9 protein-coding genes are annotated in these 20803 nt (G+C 30.1%); all 9 read left to right on the top strand.

Features of this window, described 5'->3' with window-relative positions; all coding sequences use genetic code 11:
- Positions 1 to 757 precede the first annotated feature (757 nt).
- Positions 758 to 5554 (top strand): starch-binding protein, encoded by a 4797-nt coding sequence (locus tag BN2920_RS19840; RefSeq protein WP_058296694.1) that lies wholly within the window; start codon positions 758 to 760, stop codon positions 5552 to 5554.
- Positions 5555 to 6003: 449 nt separating this feature from the next.
- The gene (locus BN2920_RS19835) at positions 6004 to 7809 is read left to right on the top strand and encodes an N-acetylmuramoyl-L-alanine amidase family protein (protein WP_058296693.1); all 1806 of its coding nucleotides are present in this window, start codon (positions 6004 to 6006) and stop codon (positions 7807 to 7809) included.
- Positions 7810 to 8501: 692 nt separating this feature from the next.
- On the top strand, positions 8502 to 10298 hold the full coding sequence (locus tag BN2920_RS19830) for an N-acetylmuramoyl-L-alanine amidase family protein (RefSeq protein WP_058296692.1): 1797 nt from the start codon (positions 8502 to 8504) through the stop codon (positions 10296 to 10298).
- A 262-nt stretch (positions 10299 to 10560) separates the two neighbouring features.
- A complete protein-coding gene (locus tag BN2920_RS19825) occupies positions 10561 to 10800 on the top strand; it encodes a hypothetical protein (RefSeq protein WP_058296691.1) in 240 nt (79 codons plus the stop codon).
- A 222-nt stretch (positions 10801 to 11022) separates the two neighbouring features.
- Complete coding sequence (locus tag BN2920_RS19820; protein ID WP_058296690.1) at positions 11023 to 12771, top strand: N-acetylmuramoyl-L-alanine amidase family protein; 1749 nt, start codon at positions 11023 to 11025, stop codon at positions 12769 to 12771.
- A 249-nt stretch (positions 12772 to 13020) separates the two neighbouring features.
- Positions 13021 to 14739 carry an N-acetylmuramoyl-L-alanine amidase family protein gene (locus tag BN2920_RS22450; protein ID WP_058296689.1) on the top strand — a complete coding sequence of 573 codons (1719 nt, stop codon included), beginning with the start codon at positions 13021 to 13023 and terminating at the stop codon, positions 14737 to 14739.
- Between the two features lie 333 nt (positions 14740 to 15072).
- Positions 15073 to 16761 (top strand): N-acetylmuramoyl-L-alanine amidase family protein, encoded by a 1689-nt coding sequence (locus tag BN2920_RS19810; RefSeq protein ID WP_058296688.1) that lies wholly within the window; start codon positions 15073 to 15075, stop codon positions 16759 to 16761.
- A 420-nt stretch (positions 16762 to 17181) separates the two neighbouring features.
- Entirely contained in the window at positions 17182 to 18987 is a 1806-nt protein-coding gene (locus BN2920_RS19805; protein WP_058296687.1) for a PspC-like choline-binding domain-containing protein, read from the top strand.
- A 350-nt stretch (positions 18988 to 19337) separates the two neighbouring features.
- Positions 19338 to 20783: a cadherin-like beta sandwich domain-containing protein gene (locus BN2920_RS19800; RefSeq protein ID WP_058296686.1), complete on the top strand. Its 1446-nt coding sequence runs from the start codon at positions 19338 to 19340 to the stop codon at positions 20781 to 20783.
- The last annotated feature ends 20 nt before the right edge of the window (positions 20784 to 20803 follow it).

The raw sequence follows: 20803 nt of genomic DNA, 5'->3' as shown, positions 1-20803 counted from the left end.
GATTGTAAGGAAATTTCAGCTAAAACTTTTAAAGACACAGGCTGTGATCAAAACAATTTGCTCCAACAGCAAGTGTTGGACAAAGTATTTTGGAACAGCCTATCTCTAAGAAGTTAAAAGTTTAAATTTCTTAATACAATACTACGCCTAAGCAGAGAACCCAAATCTGTGATTTGGTGTGAATCGCTTAACTAGCGAATGAATATGAGTCGGGTATTCATATATTGAATTTCTTTATTTTGCTCTAAAATCATAGATGTCTAACTTTTTTTAGTTATAATTTATGTTTTTAGGAATATTACGAGTCTAAAAATATAGTTTTCAATCATTTGTAATAATTTGGGAAGCTACTTATAAAACACCGGTATCCACCAATAAATAAGAAAAGATACGAATTGCAGCATAGCTGCTCTTCTTATAAGTGTACATTCGTAAGCAGAGAGCCCCAATTTTATATTTGCTGCGAATCGCTTATACCTACGAATTTATGTGAGTAGGTATTTCCTTAAACTCAGTACGTCCCTTATTTATGTTATGAGAGACATTCTTTATTATTTGAAACATATTAAATTTCTCAGAATCATATCAATATTTAAAGATGTTTTGAAAGAGTATTGAAATGGATTTCATTAAAGATTAATATAGATTTAATAAATTACTTTATTAAGCAAAAATTGAAAAGATTACATTTATGAAAAGAGGTGAATTTCATATTTATAAAGTACTTATACTAATCTAATAGGGGGAATGAATTTAAATGGGAAAAATAAGAAAACGTATTAAAAGTATTATTGCAATGACATTAGTTGTTACTACCATAATAACAAGTGGACTTAACTTTAAAATAGTAGCGAATGCCGAAACTGTAAATAATACAGTTACAAGCAACTATGGACTTGCTGGTAATACAGAAGATGGGGTAATACTTCATGCATGGGATTGGTCTTTTAATACAGTAAAAGATAATCTAGAGGATATAGCTAAAGCAGGCTATACATCAGTGCAAGTATCACCAATACAACCAAGCAAAAATGATAATTATACAACAAATTCTAAATGGTATATTTTATATCAGCCAATTGCATTTGAAATTGGAAATAAGCAGCTTGGAACAGAAGAAGAATTTAAGGCGATGTGTGATGAAGCTGATAAATATGGGATTAAAATAATAGTAGATGTTGTAGCAAATCATACTGGAAATAATGAAGGGGATGGAAATACTACTATAGCCCCACAAGTCAAATTCCAAGGGGCGGGGTTTGAAGACTATTGGCATAATCCACTTCATGGAGTTACAGATTGGGATGATAGAAAAGAAGTAACACATGGTGGAATTGGACTTCCAGATTTAAATACTTCAAATAAAGATGTTCAAAAAATGGTTAGAAATTATTTAGAAGAATGTTTAAAGGATGGAGCAGATGGATTTAGATTTGATGCAGCTAAGCATATAGAGCTTCCAACAGATAAAGAAGGTATTAGTAGTGATTTTTGGCCAAGTGTATTAGATGGCCTAAAAACTACAGATGGAACTAATCCTTATATATATGGTGAAGTATTACAAGGTGGAGCTGATAATTATGCTGAATACACTAAAATAATGCATGTAACTACAAGTAATTATGGAAACAATATAAGAAAAGCTGTTGGTTTGGGAACCAGTGCAAACGTTTCTAATGCTATTGATTATGATGTACCACCAGAAGTGAATCCATCAAGATTAGTTACATGGGTAGAATCTCATGATACTTATGCAAATGATTCAGAAGAATCAACTGGCATGACAAGTGAGCAGATAAAAGATGGATGGGCAATAATTGCTGCACGTGCTGACTCAACACCATTATATTTTAACAGAACTGCAGGCAGAAAAAAACTTCAAGGTAATATTGGTGATGCAGGTAATGATGATTGGAAGGACCCAGATGTAGTAGCAGTAAATAAGTTCCATAATGATATGGCAGATGAAGATGAAAATTTAGTTAAAGTAAGCAAAGAAATTTTGATGATAGAACGTGGAAATAATGGTGTTGTTATTGTAAATCTTGCAAACGATTGCTCAATCAATCAAGATATCAATCTAGAAGATGGAATTTACGACAACTGTGCTACTTCTGGTGGAACTTTTTCTGTAAAGGGTGGAAAAATATCAGGAACTTTATCAAAAGGGATTACAGTTCTATACAAAGATGGAGTACCAGAAAAGCCTTCCACATCTCCTAAAGTTTCTATATCTGAAGAAGATTGTTCATTTGAAGGAACTTTAGATTTAACTTTAAATGTAACAAATTCTACTAATGCAACTTATTCAATAAATGATGGTCAAGAGATAGTCTACACAAATGGACAACAAATAACAATAGGGCAAGATGCTGAGGCAGGAGATAAAATAAAAGTTGTAGTTAAAGCAGTAAATGAAGATAGAAAAGCTAGTGAGGAATATAATTATATAAAGAAAGATAGTAATTCTGTGGCTACACTTTATTTTAGAAAGCCAGATGGATGGATGGCACCATATGTTTATATTTATAATGAACTTGATGAAGAAGATTGTGCATGGCCAGGAAATAAGATGACAAAGATTGATGATGATTTATATAAATATGAACTAAAAGGATTTACGGATTCAAAAGTAATGTTCAATGATTGGTTCTATGGTGGAAATAAAACCGAAGAGCTAGATTTAACAGCTACAGGAAAGATGCTTTATGATTCTAGTAAATCTGATAAATGGAGTGCAACAGAAGATATAGAAGCTAATCCGAATGTTAAACCTGATGTAGAAGAAAAAAGTACTTCAAAAGTATATTTAAAAAAACCAGCAGACTGGGAAAAAGATGATATATATATTTACTTCTATAAAAATGGTGCAAGTGGACCAGCTTGGCCAGGTATACCAATGGAAAAAGTAGAAGGAAAAGATGATTTATATACTTATACTTTACCTAAGGGTCTTGAAGGTGCAATGGTTTTATTTAATTGTGATGGTGGTTCTGTTCAAGTGCCAAAAGACACTGGTTTTAAAGCGCCCGCTAATACTACAATGATATATGATGAAAGCTGGAAAGAATATACAGAAAATTCATCAAAGGTTTATTTTAGGAAACCAGCTGAATGGGGAGAACCTAATGTATATGCTTACAAAAGTTCAGGTGGAGAAAATGAAAAATGGCCAGGTGCAAAGATGGAAAAGGTCTCTGCCACTGAAACTTTATATTCTTATACTTTGCCAGAAAACTTTGGCGATTGTAATGTAATATTTAATGATGGTTCTAATAAATACCCATCAAAGGAAGGATATGCATTATCAGTAGGTGATGTTAAAATCTATGATAATGATGGATTAAGAGATTTTACTTTAGATGATTTAGAAGAGCCAGAACAACCAAGTGATGATGAGGAAGAAGGAGTAACAAAGGTCTATTTTGAAAATACATTTGGCTGGGATAAAGTAAAAGTATATGCTTATAATGATGGAACTTCAGATGAGGTTAAAGCATGGCCTGGAGTAAATGCAAAGGATGAAGGTGATAATCTTTATAGTTATACTTTACCAAAAGGATTTGAAGCTGCTACAGTTATTTTCAACAATGGCAGTGGCGGAGAAGGCAATCAAACAGAAAACTTAAAAACTGAAGCTGGTCATACAATGATATATGATGCAGAAAATGATGTTTTAAAGAGTTTAAGTAAGGTTTATTTTAAAAACACCGAAAAATGGGATAAAGTAAAAGTTCATTATTGGATAGATGGTGGAGAAAGTACTACCTGGCCGGGTATGTCTATGACGTATGAAGGCAATGATTTATATAGCTATACATTACCTGATGATTTTCAAAATGTTAACGTTATATTTAATAACAATAATAATGGAATGCAAAGTGAAACTGTAAATATTAAAGAAGGAGAAACTTTAATTTTTATACCGTCTTTAACTGGTTCAGATGATAATCGTGAAGGTGAATGGAGAGTTTTTGAAAAAAGTGATATTCCAAATTCAAGTACAAATCCAGATCAAGATGAACCAGATACTGATGAGGAAGTAGGATCAACAGTCTATGTTAAACTTCCAGAAGGATGGAGTGGAATTCCTAATATGCATTATTGGAATGTAGTAGGTGGACAAACTGAATGGCCTGGAAAAGCTATGAAAGATGAAGGAAATGGAATATATAGCTGTGAAATTCCTGAATCATTTGGAGATGTTAGCATAATTATTAATGATGGAAAGAATAAATTAACAGATTCAGAAGGTAAGAGTGAGTTTCCTGTCAAACTTGGAAGTTCAATAATATTTGAAGATGGAATCTGGAGAGATTATGTTAAACCAAATCCAGATCCAGAAGATCCGGATGATGGTGATAATGACAATAAAGAAGTATCAAAAGCACCTAAGATAAATGGTGATATTTATACAACAACTACAAATGTAACTGGTACAGCTGGTGCAAATGCAGAGATGATTTTAACTGTAGATGAAATAGTGGAAACTACAACATCAGATGGAGTTACCTTAAAGACTATAAAAGATGTAGAAAAGAAAGAAATTGGTTCTGCAAAAGCTGATGAAAATGGAAGATGGTCAGCTAATATCTCTAAACAAGAAAAAGGTACTGTTATAACAATAACTGCTACCGAAGAAGACAAAGAACCAGCTTCAATTGAAGTTACAGTTAAAAAGAAATCTTCATCAAGTAGTTCAGGATCAACTTCAAGCTCTAGCTCAAAGAAGAAAACATCAAAGCCTATAACAATATCTAGAGTAGAAGATGCACTATCAAATGCAATAAAAGGAAATATAAATATAGATTCTAAGAAACCGTATATTGAAAAAGATGTATTTGATTTCTTAGCTAAAAATCCAAATAAGACAATAACTTTAATAGGGAATGGATATTCGTGGACATTTAAAGGTAGTGATATCAATTCTTCTATGGTTTTGTCTGAAGATATTGTTACAACAATAAGTAATGTTTCGCCAAAACAAGAATCAATAAATAAATTGGCAAAAGGTAATGACATTTTAACTTTACATTTTGACTATGAAGGATTATTACCAGGTAAGGCTAGTGTTCAAATAAATGTAGATTCTAAATATAATGATTCAATAATGAATTTATATATTTATAATGAAAAGTTAAATAAATTAGAGTTGCTATCTGAAAATATAGAAGTGAAAAATAATAATATAAATATTGAAGTACTTAGAGGTGCAGATTATATTTTAAGCAAAACAAAAATACCTGGGGTTATCAAATCAGGATGGAATCTAAATGAAAATAATGCATGGATATTTATTGAAAATAGTGATCTTGTTAAGGGGTGGAAACTAGTAGATAATAAATGGTATCTTATGGATGCCAATGGGATAATGAGAACTGGATGGAATTTAATAAATTCTAAATGGTATTACTTAAATGGGTCTGGTGCAATGGAAACAGGGTGGTTATGTATTAATGATAAGTGGTATTATTTGGCTAATAATGGGGTGATGTTATCTAATACAACAATAAATGGATATATACTTGGAAATGATGGAGTATGGATTAAATAGTCATATGAAAAGAGGGATTAAAAAAATCTCTCTTTTTTATATAATAAATTCATTTTAATTTTTGAGAGTAAATAAAAAAATAGTTAAAAAGTACCAAAAAACAAAATATACTTTGTATTATATAGCGTAATTAGTTAATAAAGGTATTTTAGGTATAAAAAAATATTTTAGGCAAATAAAAATATTTTTTATAAATTTTCTAAAAAAGTACCAGAATATTATTTTGATATTGTATAATATAACGTGATTTAGATAATTAAGGTATTAAAGTTAATTTAAATAAAAATTAATAAAAGGTACCCAAAAAAGAAATTACGTTTGTATAGTATAGTGATTTCAATAAAAGTTATTTAAATCCATATAAGATATAAATATTACATGTTTACATAAAAGTACAAGCATGTTATAATTTATCTGGATTATGAAAAATTAGGAGGGAAAGAAAACTTATGTTTAGAAGATCAACAAAAATAACAAGTTTAATAGTAGCTGCTGCTTCTGTAGCAACTATGGTCCCAGCTATGGCTGCAGACGTTAAAAAAGTAGATTCACAAGATGGTACTGTTTATAATGCTGTATCATATAAAGACGGAAAATTCTATATCGATGGTGAATTAGAAGATAAAGATGAAGCTGCTTATTATGTAACTGGGGATAAATATTCTGATTTAGATGATATAGACTCAGGAGATGAAGTAGAAGTTTACGGAGAAAAATACGTTAACGTAGACAATGGAGATTATTATTTAGATCTTGATACAGGTAAAGTAACTGATGATGATGTTGCAGATGATAATCTTGATGATGCTAAATCAGCTGTAAGAAAGAAAATAAAGAAAGATAATGATGGAAGATATGCAGAAGTTGAAGAAACTGAAATAAATGATTCATTAAAAGCTATTGCATCAAATCCTTTCAATGAAGAGTGGTATGAAGGAACTTTCAAATCAGAAGATACTGCTGGAGATGCTGACGTAAATGGTAAAGCAACAGATTTTACAGTATATACTGATAAAAATGGAAATTACATTGATGCAGACTATAATTTAGGAAAATTAAATGTTGTATTCAATGGAAAAACTTATAACCTAAAAAATACTAGTGATGATGATGATGGTGTAAGAGCAGCAATAAGACACGTAAAAACAATTGGACAAGATAAAGATTATATTTATAGAGTAGCTGTATTAACAGTTAATGTTGAAAATGCTAAATTTGGTAGTGTTAAAAATGATATTACAGCAACAACACCAGATGCAGCATTAATAGATGAAACAACTGGTGCAACAGTTACATTTGCAGGTACTGATGTTAAAACAACTTCAATTCCAGTAATACAAAAAATCTCTAAGGCTCAAGATTCAGATGATGTTGACGGAGCTAAATTTGCTAAAACTGTAAATACTTATGTTATATCAGAAGATGATGGTGATAAGATAGATTTATTAGGATTAGCAAATGATACGCATAATGGATTTACTATAGCAGATGGTAAGATTATCAGTTATAGAGTTACAGGAAATAAATCAGGTGGTAACATTAAAGCTGAAGCTATATCATTAAAATCTAAAAACGGATATTACTATACAGATGTAAGCGATGGTGGAGACACAGACATTGAAGATTCAGATGCAGCTTATGCAGTAGATGTGAATGGTAATTTATGGGCTTTAGATGGAGGCTATATCAAGAAATTTGATGGTGATGAAGATTGGGATAAAGTTTATAAGGTAGATGGATCATTTACTCAATTATCAGTTTATGACAAAGATAATATGATTGCTTGGGATGAAGATGATGAAGTTTATTCTATAATAGCTGGTAAAGCTACAGAAGATGATACTACAACTGATGATACAACTACTGCAGCAGCAGGATGGGTACAAGATGCTACAACTGGAGCATGGTCTTATACAAAAGCTGATGGAACAAAAGCTATCGGTTGGTTCCAAAGCCCAACATCAGGATTATGGTACTACATGGATGCTAACGGAGTTATGCAAGCAAACGGATGGATTCAAGATGGTGGTTCTTGGTACTTCTTAGATTCAACTGGTGCTATGAAGACTGGCTGGGTTTACACTGGTGGAGCTTGGTACTTCTTAAAGAACACAGCTGGAAACTTAGGTGCTATGCAAACTGGATGGATTCAAACTGGTGGAAAATGGTACTACTGCAACGCTTCAGGAGCTATGCTTTCTAACACAACTGTAGGTGGTTATGTTTTAGGAGCAGATGGAGCTTGGATTAAATAGTATTAACTAGGGTTAATATGTACAAGCATCTGTAATGATGTAATATAAAAAGGTGAGGTTTTATACCTCGCCTTTTTTGCGTAGTGTACTCAGTATAAATGTGTGTTAATGGGTAACAGTAAATATTTTTATTTAAAAAAGCTTGAGAGATACATTTAAAAAATAAGTGAATTTTTATGTCATATACTAAATGGTTATTTATGATTGCTTAGTTAAGAGTAAGCAGATGTTATATTATAAATCGTACTTGATTAAAATTCTAAATACAATTTAATAAGTATTTAGAATTCAACTTTATACAACATAATATCATAGAAAAAACTAAAATATAGCATATAATTATATAATATCTAGTAATTTAGTATATAAGAATTAATAAATATAATAAAAAGTTAAATAAGTTAATAAAAAGTTAATATATTATTTTTTTTTATGTAAATATGTTTGAGAACAAACAATTATAGCTGAGTTACAACTTAATTATAAATATGAACAAATTAACAAATTATTAAAAATTAGACTAGACAAGATAATATATGAAAACATTTAATATGGCTATATTTATGATGCGAATACATATTGATAAAGTGTATTTTTTACTAGTTAACATTGAAGCGGATACAGGTTGACCCTAAAAAAACACATTGCTATAATTATCCTATACCCAAATATTTAGGAGGAAGTGGAAAAATATGATAAAAAGAATGACTAAGATTACAAGTTTAATAGTAACAGCAGCTTCACTATCTTCAATGGTTCCAGCGATGGCTGCTGATTATGAAAAAATAGACTCAAAAGATGGAACTATCTATAATGCTGTTGCTTATAAAGATGGAAAATTTTACATCGATGGAGAAATAGATGATAATAGCGAAGCAGCATATTATTTAAGCAATGGTAAATATACAGAATTAGATGATATTGATTCTGGTGATACTATTAATACTTATGGAGAAAAATATGTTGAAGTAGACAGTGGAGATTATTATCTTGATTTAGAAACAGGAAAAGTAACTGATGATGAAATCGCCGATGATGATTTAGATGATGCACAAACTGCATTAAAAAAGAAAATAAAAAAAGATAATGATGGAAGATATAGTGAAAATGAAGAAAGTGATTTAAATGATTCTTTAAAAGCCATATATGATGATAATGATTATATGGATTATAGAAATTCATTTATAGAAACTTATTATGAAGCACAATGTGAAGCTGATGGAACAGATTCTGAAGTGAACGGTGGTGCTAGTCATTTTACAGTATATACTGATAAAGATGGAAAATATATTGATGCAGATTACAATTTAGGAAAAGTGAATGTTGTAATTGATGGAAAAACTTATAATCTAAAAAATACTAATGACGATGATGATGATGTAAGAGCAGCAATAAGACACGTTCAAACAATTGGACAAGATAAGGATTATATATACAGAATTGCTTTATTAACTATAAATGCAAATGATGCAACTTTTGGAAGTAAGAGCAAAAATTTTGAAGCTACAACTACAGACGGTGTATCTATAACTACAGGAGAATCAGTATCATTTACAGAAAAAACAGTAGTGCCTGTAATCCAAAAAATTTCAAAAGAACAAGATTCTGATGATGTAGATGGAGCTAAATTTGCAAAAACTGTTAACACTTATATGATAACAGATGATGATGGAAATGCAGAAAATCTATTAGGTCTACAAGGAAATGGTGGCTTTACAATTGCTGATGGTAAAATAATTAGCTATAATATTGATGATAATAACATAAAGGCAGAAACAATTACATTAAAATCAAAGAATGGATATTATTATACTGATATTGGTGATTCAGATGATACAGATATAGAAGAAGAAAATGGTACACAAGCAATCTCAATAGATGCCGAAGGAAACCTATGGGCTTTAGATGGCGGATATATAAAAAAATGGGATAATGATGAATCATGGGATAAAGTATATAAAGTAGATGGGTCATTTACTCAATTATCAGTATATGATAAAGACAACATAGTTGCTTGGTGTGAAGATGATGAAGTTTATTCAATTATATCTGGAGAAGCAGCAGACAATGATGATACTACAACTGATGATACAACAACTGCAACAGCTGGTTGGGTACAAGATGCTACAACTGGAGCATGGTCTTATACAAAAGCTGATGGAACAAAAGCTATCGGTTGGTTCCAAAGCCCAACATCAGGATTATGGTACTACATGGATGCTAACGGAGTTATGCAAGCAAACGGATGGATTCAAGACGGTGGTTCTTGGTACTTCTTAGATTCAACTGGTGCTATGAAGACTGGATGGGTTTACACTGGAGGAGCTTGGTACTTCTTAAAGAACACAGCTGGAAACTTAGGTGCTATGCAAACTGGATGGATTCAAACTGGTGGAAAATGGTACTACTGCAACGCTTCAGGAGCTATGCTTTCTAACACAACTGTAGGTGGTTATGTTTTAGGAGCAGATGGAGCTTGGATTAAATAGTATTAATTAAGATTAATATGTACAAGCATCTGTTGTAGATGCGATATAAAAGGTGAGACTTATGTCTCGCCTTTTTTGTACAGAAAAATATAGAATTTCTATATATAGAATATTGTTAACCAAAGATTGTATGTGAAATTTACAATATCTAATTGATGTCTCTTGTGAATGAACAAAGAATAATATACATTGAAAGAGACTTTATTAAGTTAAAAAATATGATATAATTAACTACTCAATATTATTATGTCAGGTGAAATAATTGGATAAAGAAATTTTAGAAATTTTAAAAAGATTAGAAAATAAAGTAGATAATCTAGAAAATGGTCAACAAAGACTAGAAGGTGGCCAAAAGAGAATAGAAAAGAAAATTGATATAACGTATGAGAAAGTAGCAAGAACAGCTGAAGATATTACAGGCATAAAATCTGATTTAAATACAGTTGAAACAATTACAGCTAAAAATTGGCAGGATATAACTAAATTAAAAGCAATAAAATAAATAATATTTTGATTATATACAGGGTATTTTGAAAAAAAGTACTCTTTTTTATTGCATAAATCATAGGTTTATTTAATCGTTAATTATCAGTTACAGAATGTAATGATAAAAAAATTAAAAATTACAAAGAACTTTTGATTGGCATTAAGCATTGAATATTTATAATTGATTATTATTATATGGTATAATTTACTTAATATAATTATAGATGGAGGGAAATTAATGAATTACGAAAAAACTGCAAAAGCTGCTAGCTCATTAGTTGTAATTGCATCTGTATTTTCAGCAATTCCGGCAGAGGCAGAAAGCTATAAAAGAATACAAGATAATGAAGGAATAGTATATGATGGACTAGCCTATAAAGATGGAATATTTTATATTGATGGTGAAGTAAATCAATTAGGGGAAGGAAACTTCCATTTATCAGATGGTAAATACATAAAATTGAAAAAAATAAATTCTGGGGATAACTTCAATCTATATGGGGAAAAGTACTTAGAAATTGAAAATGGGGATTATTATGTTGACTTAAATACAGGAAAAATAATTGATGATAATATAGAAGAAGATGAAAAAGACGATGCATTAACAAATTTGAGAAAAGAAATAAGAAAAGATAATGATGGCAGATATTCAGAAGATGAAGATGTAAGAAATAATGATATATATATTATTGAAAACAATAAATTTTTGGAATCTTGGTATTATACTTATTTAAAAGATACTAACTCTAAAGAAGTTATGGTATTTACAGATAAAGAAGGAAACTACATAGATGCTGACTATAACATTGGAAAAGTTTCATTATATTCTAAGAAATTAATAAGTAAGAATAATGGGAGAGTATCTTTTGAAAATACTAAAGATGAAAAAGAAGATTTAAAGGTTAATATATACAATGAAAAAGTTTTATGCCAAGATAAAAATTACATCTATAGATTAGCATATTTATCTATAATATATAATGATAATAATGTAATAAGTAACGTTACAACTGATTCAAGTATTACTTTTGGAGGATATAAAAACAATAATAAAGTAAATACTGTAAAAATAGAAAATGCAGGAGAAGAACTCTATGCTATTCCAGTGATTCAAAAAATATCAAAAGAACAAGCAGAAGATGATATTGATGGAGCTAAATATCCTAAAAGTGTAGAGATATATTTTCTTACTGGAGATGAAGGCGGAAACCTTGAAACTGATAAATTATTAGAAAACTATACTGTTAATGATGGAAAAATAATTACTTATGGTTTTGAAAATGATAAATTAAAAGCTTATTCTATTTCCCTGAAATCAAAAAATGGATATTATTATACTGATTTTAGTGACGGGGCTGATATTGATTCAGATGATGTAAAAGACATGGATGTAAGTACAGACGGTGAGCTTTGGATTTTAGAATCAGGATTCATAAAAAAATTTAATAATGATGATGATTTTGAAAAAGTATATAAAGTTGATGGGTCAATGAATGAACTTTCAGTATATGATAAAGAAAATATCTTAGTTTGGAATGAAGATAATGAGATTTATTCAATAATAACAAAAGATATATTAAATAAAAGTGAAGAAATTAAAGAAGAAAATAAAGTAACTGATAACTGGATTCAAAATGATGATGGAACCTGGAATTATTTAAATGATGATGGAACAAAAAAAGTTGGATGGGTCCAAAGTTTATCAAGTAAGCTTTGGTATTATATGAATGCAGATGGAGTTATGGTATCTAATTGCTGGATTAAAGATAATGATAAATGGTATCACTTCAATGAAAATGGAGCAATGCAGACTGGATGGAATTATATTGATAACAACTGGTACTGCTTAGAACAAAGTGGAGCAATGAAAACAGGATGGATCAATGATAAAGGCACATGGTATTATTGTAGTGAAAGTGGAGCAATGCTCCATAATACATTTGTTAATGGATATTATTTAGGAGATAATGGCGCATGGACGCGATAATCTTCTAATTATAAAGTGCAAAATATAAATGGATGATGCGTGATAATTTTGATAGGAAAAAATTAAAAAAAATATATTAAAGAAATTCCGAAAGAATTTCAATCACCATTGATCATTAAACATTGGTAATTGAATAATTAAAATAATCTTAATTTTAATTATTCAATCAAACAAGTGTTCATACTATAATGAAAGATATGGTATAATTATCTTATAATATAAATAATCATGTAAATATGGAGGGAAAAAATGTTTAGAAGAGTCAAAAAAGCAACATCACTTTTAATTTTGGCAGCATCTGTAGTTTCAATAATGCCAGTTAGTGCATCAGCTGCAAGTTATACAAAAATTGATGATGTAGAAGGAATTATTTATAATGCAGTTGCTTATAAAGATGGTAAGTTTTATATAGATGGAGAGCCAAAGAAAAAAGATGAAGCTGTTTACTATTTAGAAAATGATAAGTATACTGAATTGAAAAAGATTGATAATGAAAGTGACATATCTTTATATGGAGATAAATATATAAATATTGAAGATGGTGAATATTATCTGGATTTATCATCAGGAAAACTTACTGAGGATGATCTTGAGGAAGACAATGCAGATGATGCATCTGAAGCATTAAGAAAAAAAGTTAAGGATGATAATGATGGAAGATATCAAAGTACTGATAGTAAGAATTATAAGACTTTAACTACAATACCAACATCAAAGTTTGGAGAAGTGTATTATAAAACAGAGTATGAAACATCAAAAGCTAAGAATTCAATCAATGGTGATGCAAATAGTTTTACTGTTTACACTAATGCAAATGGCAAGTATGTTGATGCTGATCATAATTTAGGAAGTGTAAAAGTAAAATTAAAGGATGGAATTACTGCAAAAATAGCAAATACAAGTGATGACGATGATGATGTACGAGTAAATGTATATGATACTAAAGAAATAGGACAAGACTCTTCATACATTTATAGAATTGCTATGATGTGTGTAGATTCATCAGAAGCAGGTAAAGAAATTGAAGAGGTAAATGGAATAGAGGTTGCAGGTAATACAGAATTATTCCAGATAGAGGATAGCGGAAAAAAGGTTGACTTTAAAGTGATTCAAGCAATTTCAAAGGATCAAGCATCAGGTGATATAGATGGAATAAAGTATGCTAAGACAGTAAATAATTATTTTTTAGCAGATAAAGATGGAGATGCAGAAAAGTTATTAAATGAAGAGGAAAATAGTTTTTCTGTAGTAGGAAAAGATAAGATTCTTAATTATAAAATAGATGGTGATAATGTATCTGTTCAAGTTATTAATTTAAAGTCTAGAGGATCTACATATTATGTAGAAGTTGAAGATGGAGAAGACTTAGAACTTAATGATGGAGAAACATCTTTTGATAAAGACTGTTATGGCAACCTTTGGGGAATTTCAGAAGACTACATATATAAGTTTGATAATAAAGATGAATGGAAAAAAGTATATAAAGTTAATGAAGATTTTGTATCATTAAGTGTATATGATGAGAACAATATAGTTGCATGGAGTGAAGATGATGAAGTTTATTCTATAGTTTCTTCTAAAGAATCTACTACAGATAAAGACAATAACAATAGTGATAGCAATAATAATTCCAATGCTGATAATAATAATAACAACACAACAGCATTAAAAGGCTGGGTATTTGGACAAGATGCTAAATGGTATTACTATAAAGAAGATGGAACTAAGGCCGTTGGATGGTATAAAGATGGAGCTACATGGTACTATTTAAATGCAAATGGTGATATGAAGACTGGATGGTTATATTCTAATGGAGCTTGGTACTATCTAAAAGAATCAGGAGCTATGGCAATTGGATGGATCAATGATGGTGGTACATGGTATTATTTAAATGCTTCAGGTGCTATGCTATCTAATACTACAGTTAATGGATATAAATTAGGTCCTACAGGAGCTTGGATTAAATAAAAATAATAAATATAAAATTATGTAATTTAAAGTTATTTTAAAGAGATTGATAAAAGACCTCTTTAAAATAACTTTTTTTGTTCAAATTTCATAAATATATTAAAAATTTAATATATTTAAAATAAAATTTGATTATATGAAAATAAAATAAAAATATGTTGAAAAATACTAACAAACCCAAGAATTTTAAAAATAAATATAATAGAATAAAAAAACATTACGAATAATGACAAAAAAATACAAAAATAGCATAACAAGTTTGGACAAGTAATGACAAGCCTGTTATAATGAACTAGCAATAACTTAAAAGGTAGACTTGAGGAGGATATAAGAATGATAAAAAGATTAAATAAAGTTACATCATTAGTAGTTGCGGCTGCTGCAGTTGCTTCATTAGTACCTGCTACAGGAGCTATGGCTGCTGATTATAAAAGAATACAATCAGAAGACGGTGTAATATACAGCGCAGTTGCTCACAAAGATGGTTTCATTATTGATGGAAGCATTGTAGATGAAGATACAGATGCAGTATATTATTTATCAAATGGAAAATATACTGAATTAGAAGATATTGATTCAGGTGCTGAATTTGAAGTATATGGAGATAAATATGTATCAGTTGATGATGCAGATTATTATGTTGATTTAACAACTGGAAAAGTAACTGATGATGATGTTGCTGAAGATGCTCAAGATGATGCTGAAGTTGCTTTAAGAAAGAAAGCAAAAGATGTTGATAGATATGATAGCAAAACTGGTTTACCAACATTAACAGAAATCAAAGGAACTAAGTTTGCTGAAACATGGTATTCAACTGATTTCTATGGATATGATGTTTACACAGATGCTAAAGGTAATTACATTGATGCTGACTATAACTTAGGAAAAATCAAAGTTACTGATACAACTGGTGACTCTGTTACTATAAAAAATACTGAAGATGAAGAAAAATTAAGTGGTTCAGTAAAAGTTAAAGCTTCATTATCAGATGTAGAATATTTAGGACAAGATAGCAGCAACATCTACAGATTAGCTACAATCAACTTTACAGGTGCTAACATAGCAAAAGTATATGGAAAAGATGGAAATGCTATAACTACAGGTGAAGCAGCTAAAGTTACAGTTATCCAAAAGATATCTAAAGCTCAAGCTTCAGATGATATTGATGATGCTAAATATGCTAAGACTGTAACAAACTATGTTATAGCTGACGAAGATGGAAAAGTATCTGAAGATGCAGAAAAATTAGTAAAATTAGCACAAGAAGAAAAAGCAAACTTCAGCGTTGTTGGCGGAAAAATAATAGTTAGCATTGATAATGAAGATGGTACAGTAACAGCTCAAGCTGCTACATTAAAATCTAAGAATGGTTTCTACTATGTAGATGCTGAAAAGCAATCAACAGAAGACGCAGTAGCTTACGATACAGATGTAAACGGAAATGTTTATAGATTAGATGGCGGATATGTTTACAAATTCGATAACACTGATGACTGGGATAAGCTATATAAAGTAGACGGATCTATGGAAGAATTAAGTGTTTATGATTCAAACAACATGGTTCTTTGGAATGAAGATGATGAAGTTTACTCAATAATCACTGGAAAATCTGCTACAGATGAAGAAGATAAAGAAGAAGAAACTACTACTTCAACAGGTTGGGTTCAAAATGCTGATGGAACTTGGAACTACTTAAATGCTGAAGGAAACAAAGTAACTGGTTGGTTACAAAGCCCAGCTTCAGGATTATGGTACTACATGGATGCTAACGGTGTTATGATGTCAAACGGATGGATCAACGATAATGGTACTTGGTACTACTTAACTTCAACTGGTGCAATGAAAACTGGTTGGTTAAACGATAGAGGAACTTGGTACTACTTACAAGCTAATGGTGCTATGAAGACTGGTTGGTTAAATGACAACGGTACTTGGTACTACTTAAATGCTTCAGGAGCTATGCTTTCTAACACAACTGTTGGTGGTTATGTTTTAGGTGCTAACGGAGCTTGGATCAAATAGTAATATTTAAAATTAGACGAGGTAAATACCTCGTCTTTTTTGTCGTATTTTAATGAGGAATTTTTGGCTATATGAATTTGATATAAAATAAATTTAATTTAATTTAAAAAAATAATATTTTTTTTAAAAAAGGTACCAAGTTATAGAAAAGCTTTTGTATTATATGATGTATTCAAGCTTAAGAAAATTAATTATAAAAAATTAGTTCATTAAGCAAATATTAAGAAACTACTGATAAATTGATATTAGTAGTTTTGATACAAAAACAAATTTAAAGTAAAAAAACTATTTACAAAATTCGACTCGTGTGTTAGAATCAAAAATGTGGTCGAAAAGTTAATAAAAAACATAATAAGTAATTTATGTAAAAACTATTATGTTCTAATTTTACAAAAGATAATTACACAGGGGGAAAAGAATATGATAAAAAGATTAAACAAAGTAACTTCTCTTTTAGTAGCTGCTGCTGCTGTAAGTTCATTAGTACCAGCAACAGGTGTTATGGCTGCTGATTACAAGAGAGTAGAATCAAAAGACGGAATAATTTATGAAGCAGTTGCTTACAAAGATGGTAACTTCTACATAGATGGTAACTTAAAAGATGGTGAAACTGATGGAGCTTATGTATTAAGCAACGGTAAGTACACTGAAATTGATGATGTTGATACAGGTGCTGACGTTAAAGTATATGGAGACAGATACTTAAACGTTGATAATGGAGATTACTTCTTAGATTTATCAACTGGAAAAGTAACAGACGAAGATTTAGAATCAGATGCAAAAGATGATGTTGCTTTAGCTTTAAGAAAAGCTATAAGAAACAATGCTGATGACAGATATTCTGATCACGCTAAATTAGATGCTGACTCAATTTCAGAATTAAAAGGAAACAAGTTCGCAGAAACTTGGTATGAAACTTCATATAACTTAGCAGATAAAGAAGATGCTATATCTAGAGTTTACACAGATGTAAAAGGAAACTACATAGATGCTGATTATAACTTAGGAAAACTTAAGTTAGAAGTAGGAGCTGATACAACAGCTGAAAGTGTTACATTAACAAACACTGAAGATACAGAAAAACTTAAGAAGAGTGATGCAAAAGTAGGTGCAGAAGTTAAATCTGCAGAAGTAGTAGCTCAAGATGCTAGCTATATCTACAGAATTGCAACTATCCAATTAACTTCAACTAGTGATGTTGTATTTAACACAGTAAATGGTGTTGAAGTAAATTCTGATAACACTATAACAGTTATTCAAAAAATATCTAAAGCACAAGCTTCAGGAGATGTAGATGGAGCTAAATATGCAAAAACTGTAACTACATATGCATTAGAAGCAGATCAAGTAAAATTATTTGAAGATGCTGAAGGTGTTAGTGCATTCGGAAACAAAGTTGTAGTTTACGATGTAACAGGTGAAACTGTAACAGCTCAAACAATTGAATTCAAAACAACAAAAGGAAATTACATTGTTGAAACTAATGATGCAGATGAATTAGAAAATATCTCTGCTTATGATGTAGATGCTAACGGAAACCTTTGGGTATTAAAGAGCGGATTTGTTTACAAATTCAACAATGATGAAGAATTCGTAAAAGCATACAAAGTAGACGGAGCTATGGAAAAATTAAATGTTTACGATGCTGACAACATGGTTGTTTGGAATGAAGATGATGAAGTTTACTCAATCATTTCAGGAAAATCAGCTACAGATGAAGATGATGCAGACGAAACTGTAAAAGCAGGTTGGGTACAAAATGCTGATGGAACTTGGAGTTACTTCAATAACGATGGAAGCCAAGTTAAAGGACAATGGTTAAACTTAGGTGGAGTTTGGTACTACATCAAAGCTGATGGAATCATGGCTACTGGTTGGTACAAAGATAATGGAACTTGGTACTACTTACAATCAAACGGAGCTATGAAAACTGGTTGGTTAAATGACAACGGAACTTGGTACTACCTACAATCAAACGGAGCTATGAAAACTGGCTGGTTAAATGACAACGGAACTTGGTACTACTTACAATCAAACGGAGCTATGAAGACTGGTTGGTTAAATGATAATGGTACTTGGTACTACTTACAATCAAATGGAGCTATGAAGACTGGTTGGTTAAATGATAACGGAACTTGGTACTACTTACAATCAAACGGAGCAATGGCTAAAAACACTACAATAGATGGTTACAGATTAGGATCTAACGGAGCTTGGATCAGATAATCTATAACATAGATGACATTAGAGTAATGACATAATTGACATTAGAGTAATGACAGAATGATATAATATATATAGCCTTATTGGGATAAATTCCTGATAGGGCTATATTTTTTGCTGAAATTTTCCTATAATCGAGCCTATAATATATTGAATTTCGGTTTTTATCCACTAATCTTTGATTCTACGTCCATTATTTATATTGGGTGCTCATTTCTATAAATTTTAGATTAATTCAAGTTAAAAATTTCACATAAATTTAAGATAATTAAAGTTTACACTAAAATTTTAAAGTGTTAACATAAATATAATGAGAGAAAATATAACTTGTAAATGTGTAAAGGGGGAAGTAAATGAGGAGAAAAATATTGAAAATATTTATATTATTCTTTACACTTGGTCTGACCATTAGTAGTATCCAATATCTTGATGAAAGTGGGTTATTTATTTCTACAGTGTACGCAGATGAAACGGATGAAGTTGATTATTTATTAAAAGATATTTATATAGCTGGTGATTATTCCATTAATTTTAGTCCGGATGTATTTACCTATTCTTTAGATGTTTCGGCATACGATGAAGATATATTATTAAAATTAGAGCCTAAATATCGAAGTGATAAAGTATATCTTAATGGAGTAGAAGTTCTTAAAGAGGACAAGTACAGAATATTTGCAAATTTAGAATATGGGAAAAATATACTTAATATCGATGTTAAGGATTCATATGATGGGACAACTTATAGATATGTGTTGTATGTATATAGAGGTGGATCAGATTATATAACTTTGGATGATATAAATATAGATGATAGAAATATTGGATTCAAGCCTAATAAAAGATTTTATAATATAGAGCTTGATGAAGATGAAGAAATAATTAGATTAAATTGTATTCCTAAAGAAGGAAATTATTCAGTAAAAGTAAACAATACTTTATTGGGTGAAAAAAATACCATAAGATTAAAATTTGATGGCATAAATAAGTATGTAATAAATGTTACATTAATTGATAATGACACAAAAAAAGAAAGTAAGTATGTCTTGAATTTTTATTTGGGAATACCTATATCACCAGATGTTACAGGCTCAATTAATGCTATACTAAAACCTAATCAATGGATACTTGTAAATGGACGATGGAGATATAATGATTATAAAGGGGATTATTTAAGAGACACATGGTTTTATGATAATCAGTACTGCAAATGGTTTTATTTAAATTCAAGAGGATATATGCATACAGGCTGGCTAGAGTATGATGATGGTAATACATACTATCTAGATAACCATGGAGCTATGCAGACAGGTTGGGTTATTGACAATGGTAAATGGTATTACTTAGATGAAAATGGCGTAATGCGAAAAGGATGGATTAAAGATAAGAATAAGTGGTATTTCCTAGGTAATAAAGGCGAAATGAAAACAGGATGGATGCAGGATAGAGGCACTTGGTACTTTTTAAATAAAGATGGAAGCATGAAAACTGGATGGATCATATATGATGATGAATATTATTATTTAAATAATGATGGAGCTATGCAGACAGGCTGGTTAAGATATAATAATGAATGGTACTATATGGATAATAAAAACGGGGCTATGAAAAATGGTGAGTGGATATTTAATCAAGGTAATTGGTATTATATAAACTATTCAGGAACAATGAGAACTGGCTGGTTATCTAAAGATGATAAATTATATTATCTTAATAGTGATGGAACAATGAATACAGATACTAAAATTATAGATGGTTATATATGTAGATTTAATAAAGATGGTTCAGTAGATGTTGATTAAAAATTATTAAATAATAAAAA

Origin of the sequence: Clostridium neonatale, from assembly GCF_001458595.1 — a bacterium.
In the GTDB taxonomy this organism is placed as follows: Bacteria; Bacillota; Clostridia; order Clostridiales; family Clostridiaceae; genus Clostridium; species Clostridium neonatale.
This window is presented reverse-complemented; position numbering and strand designations above follow the sequence as displayed.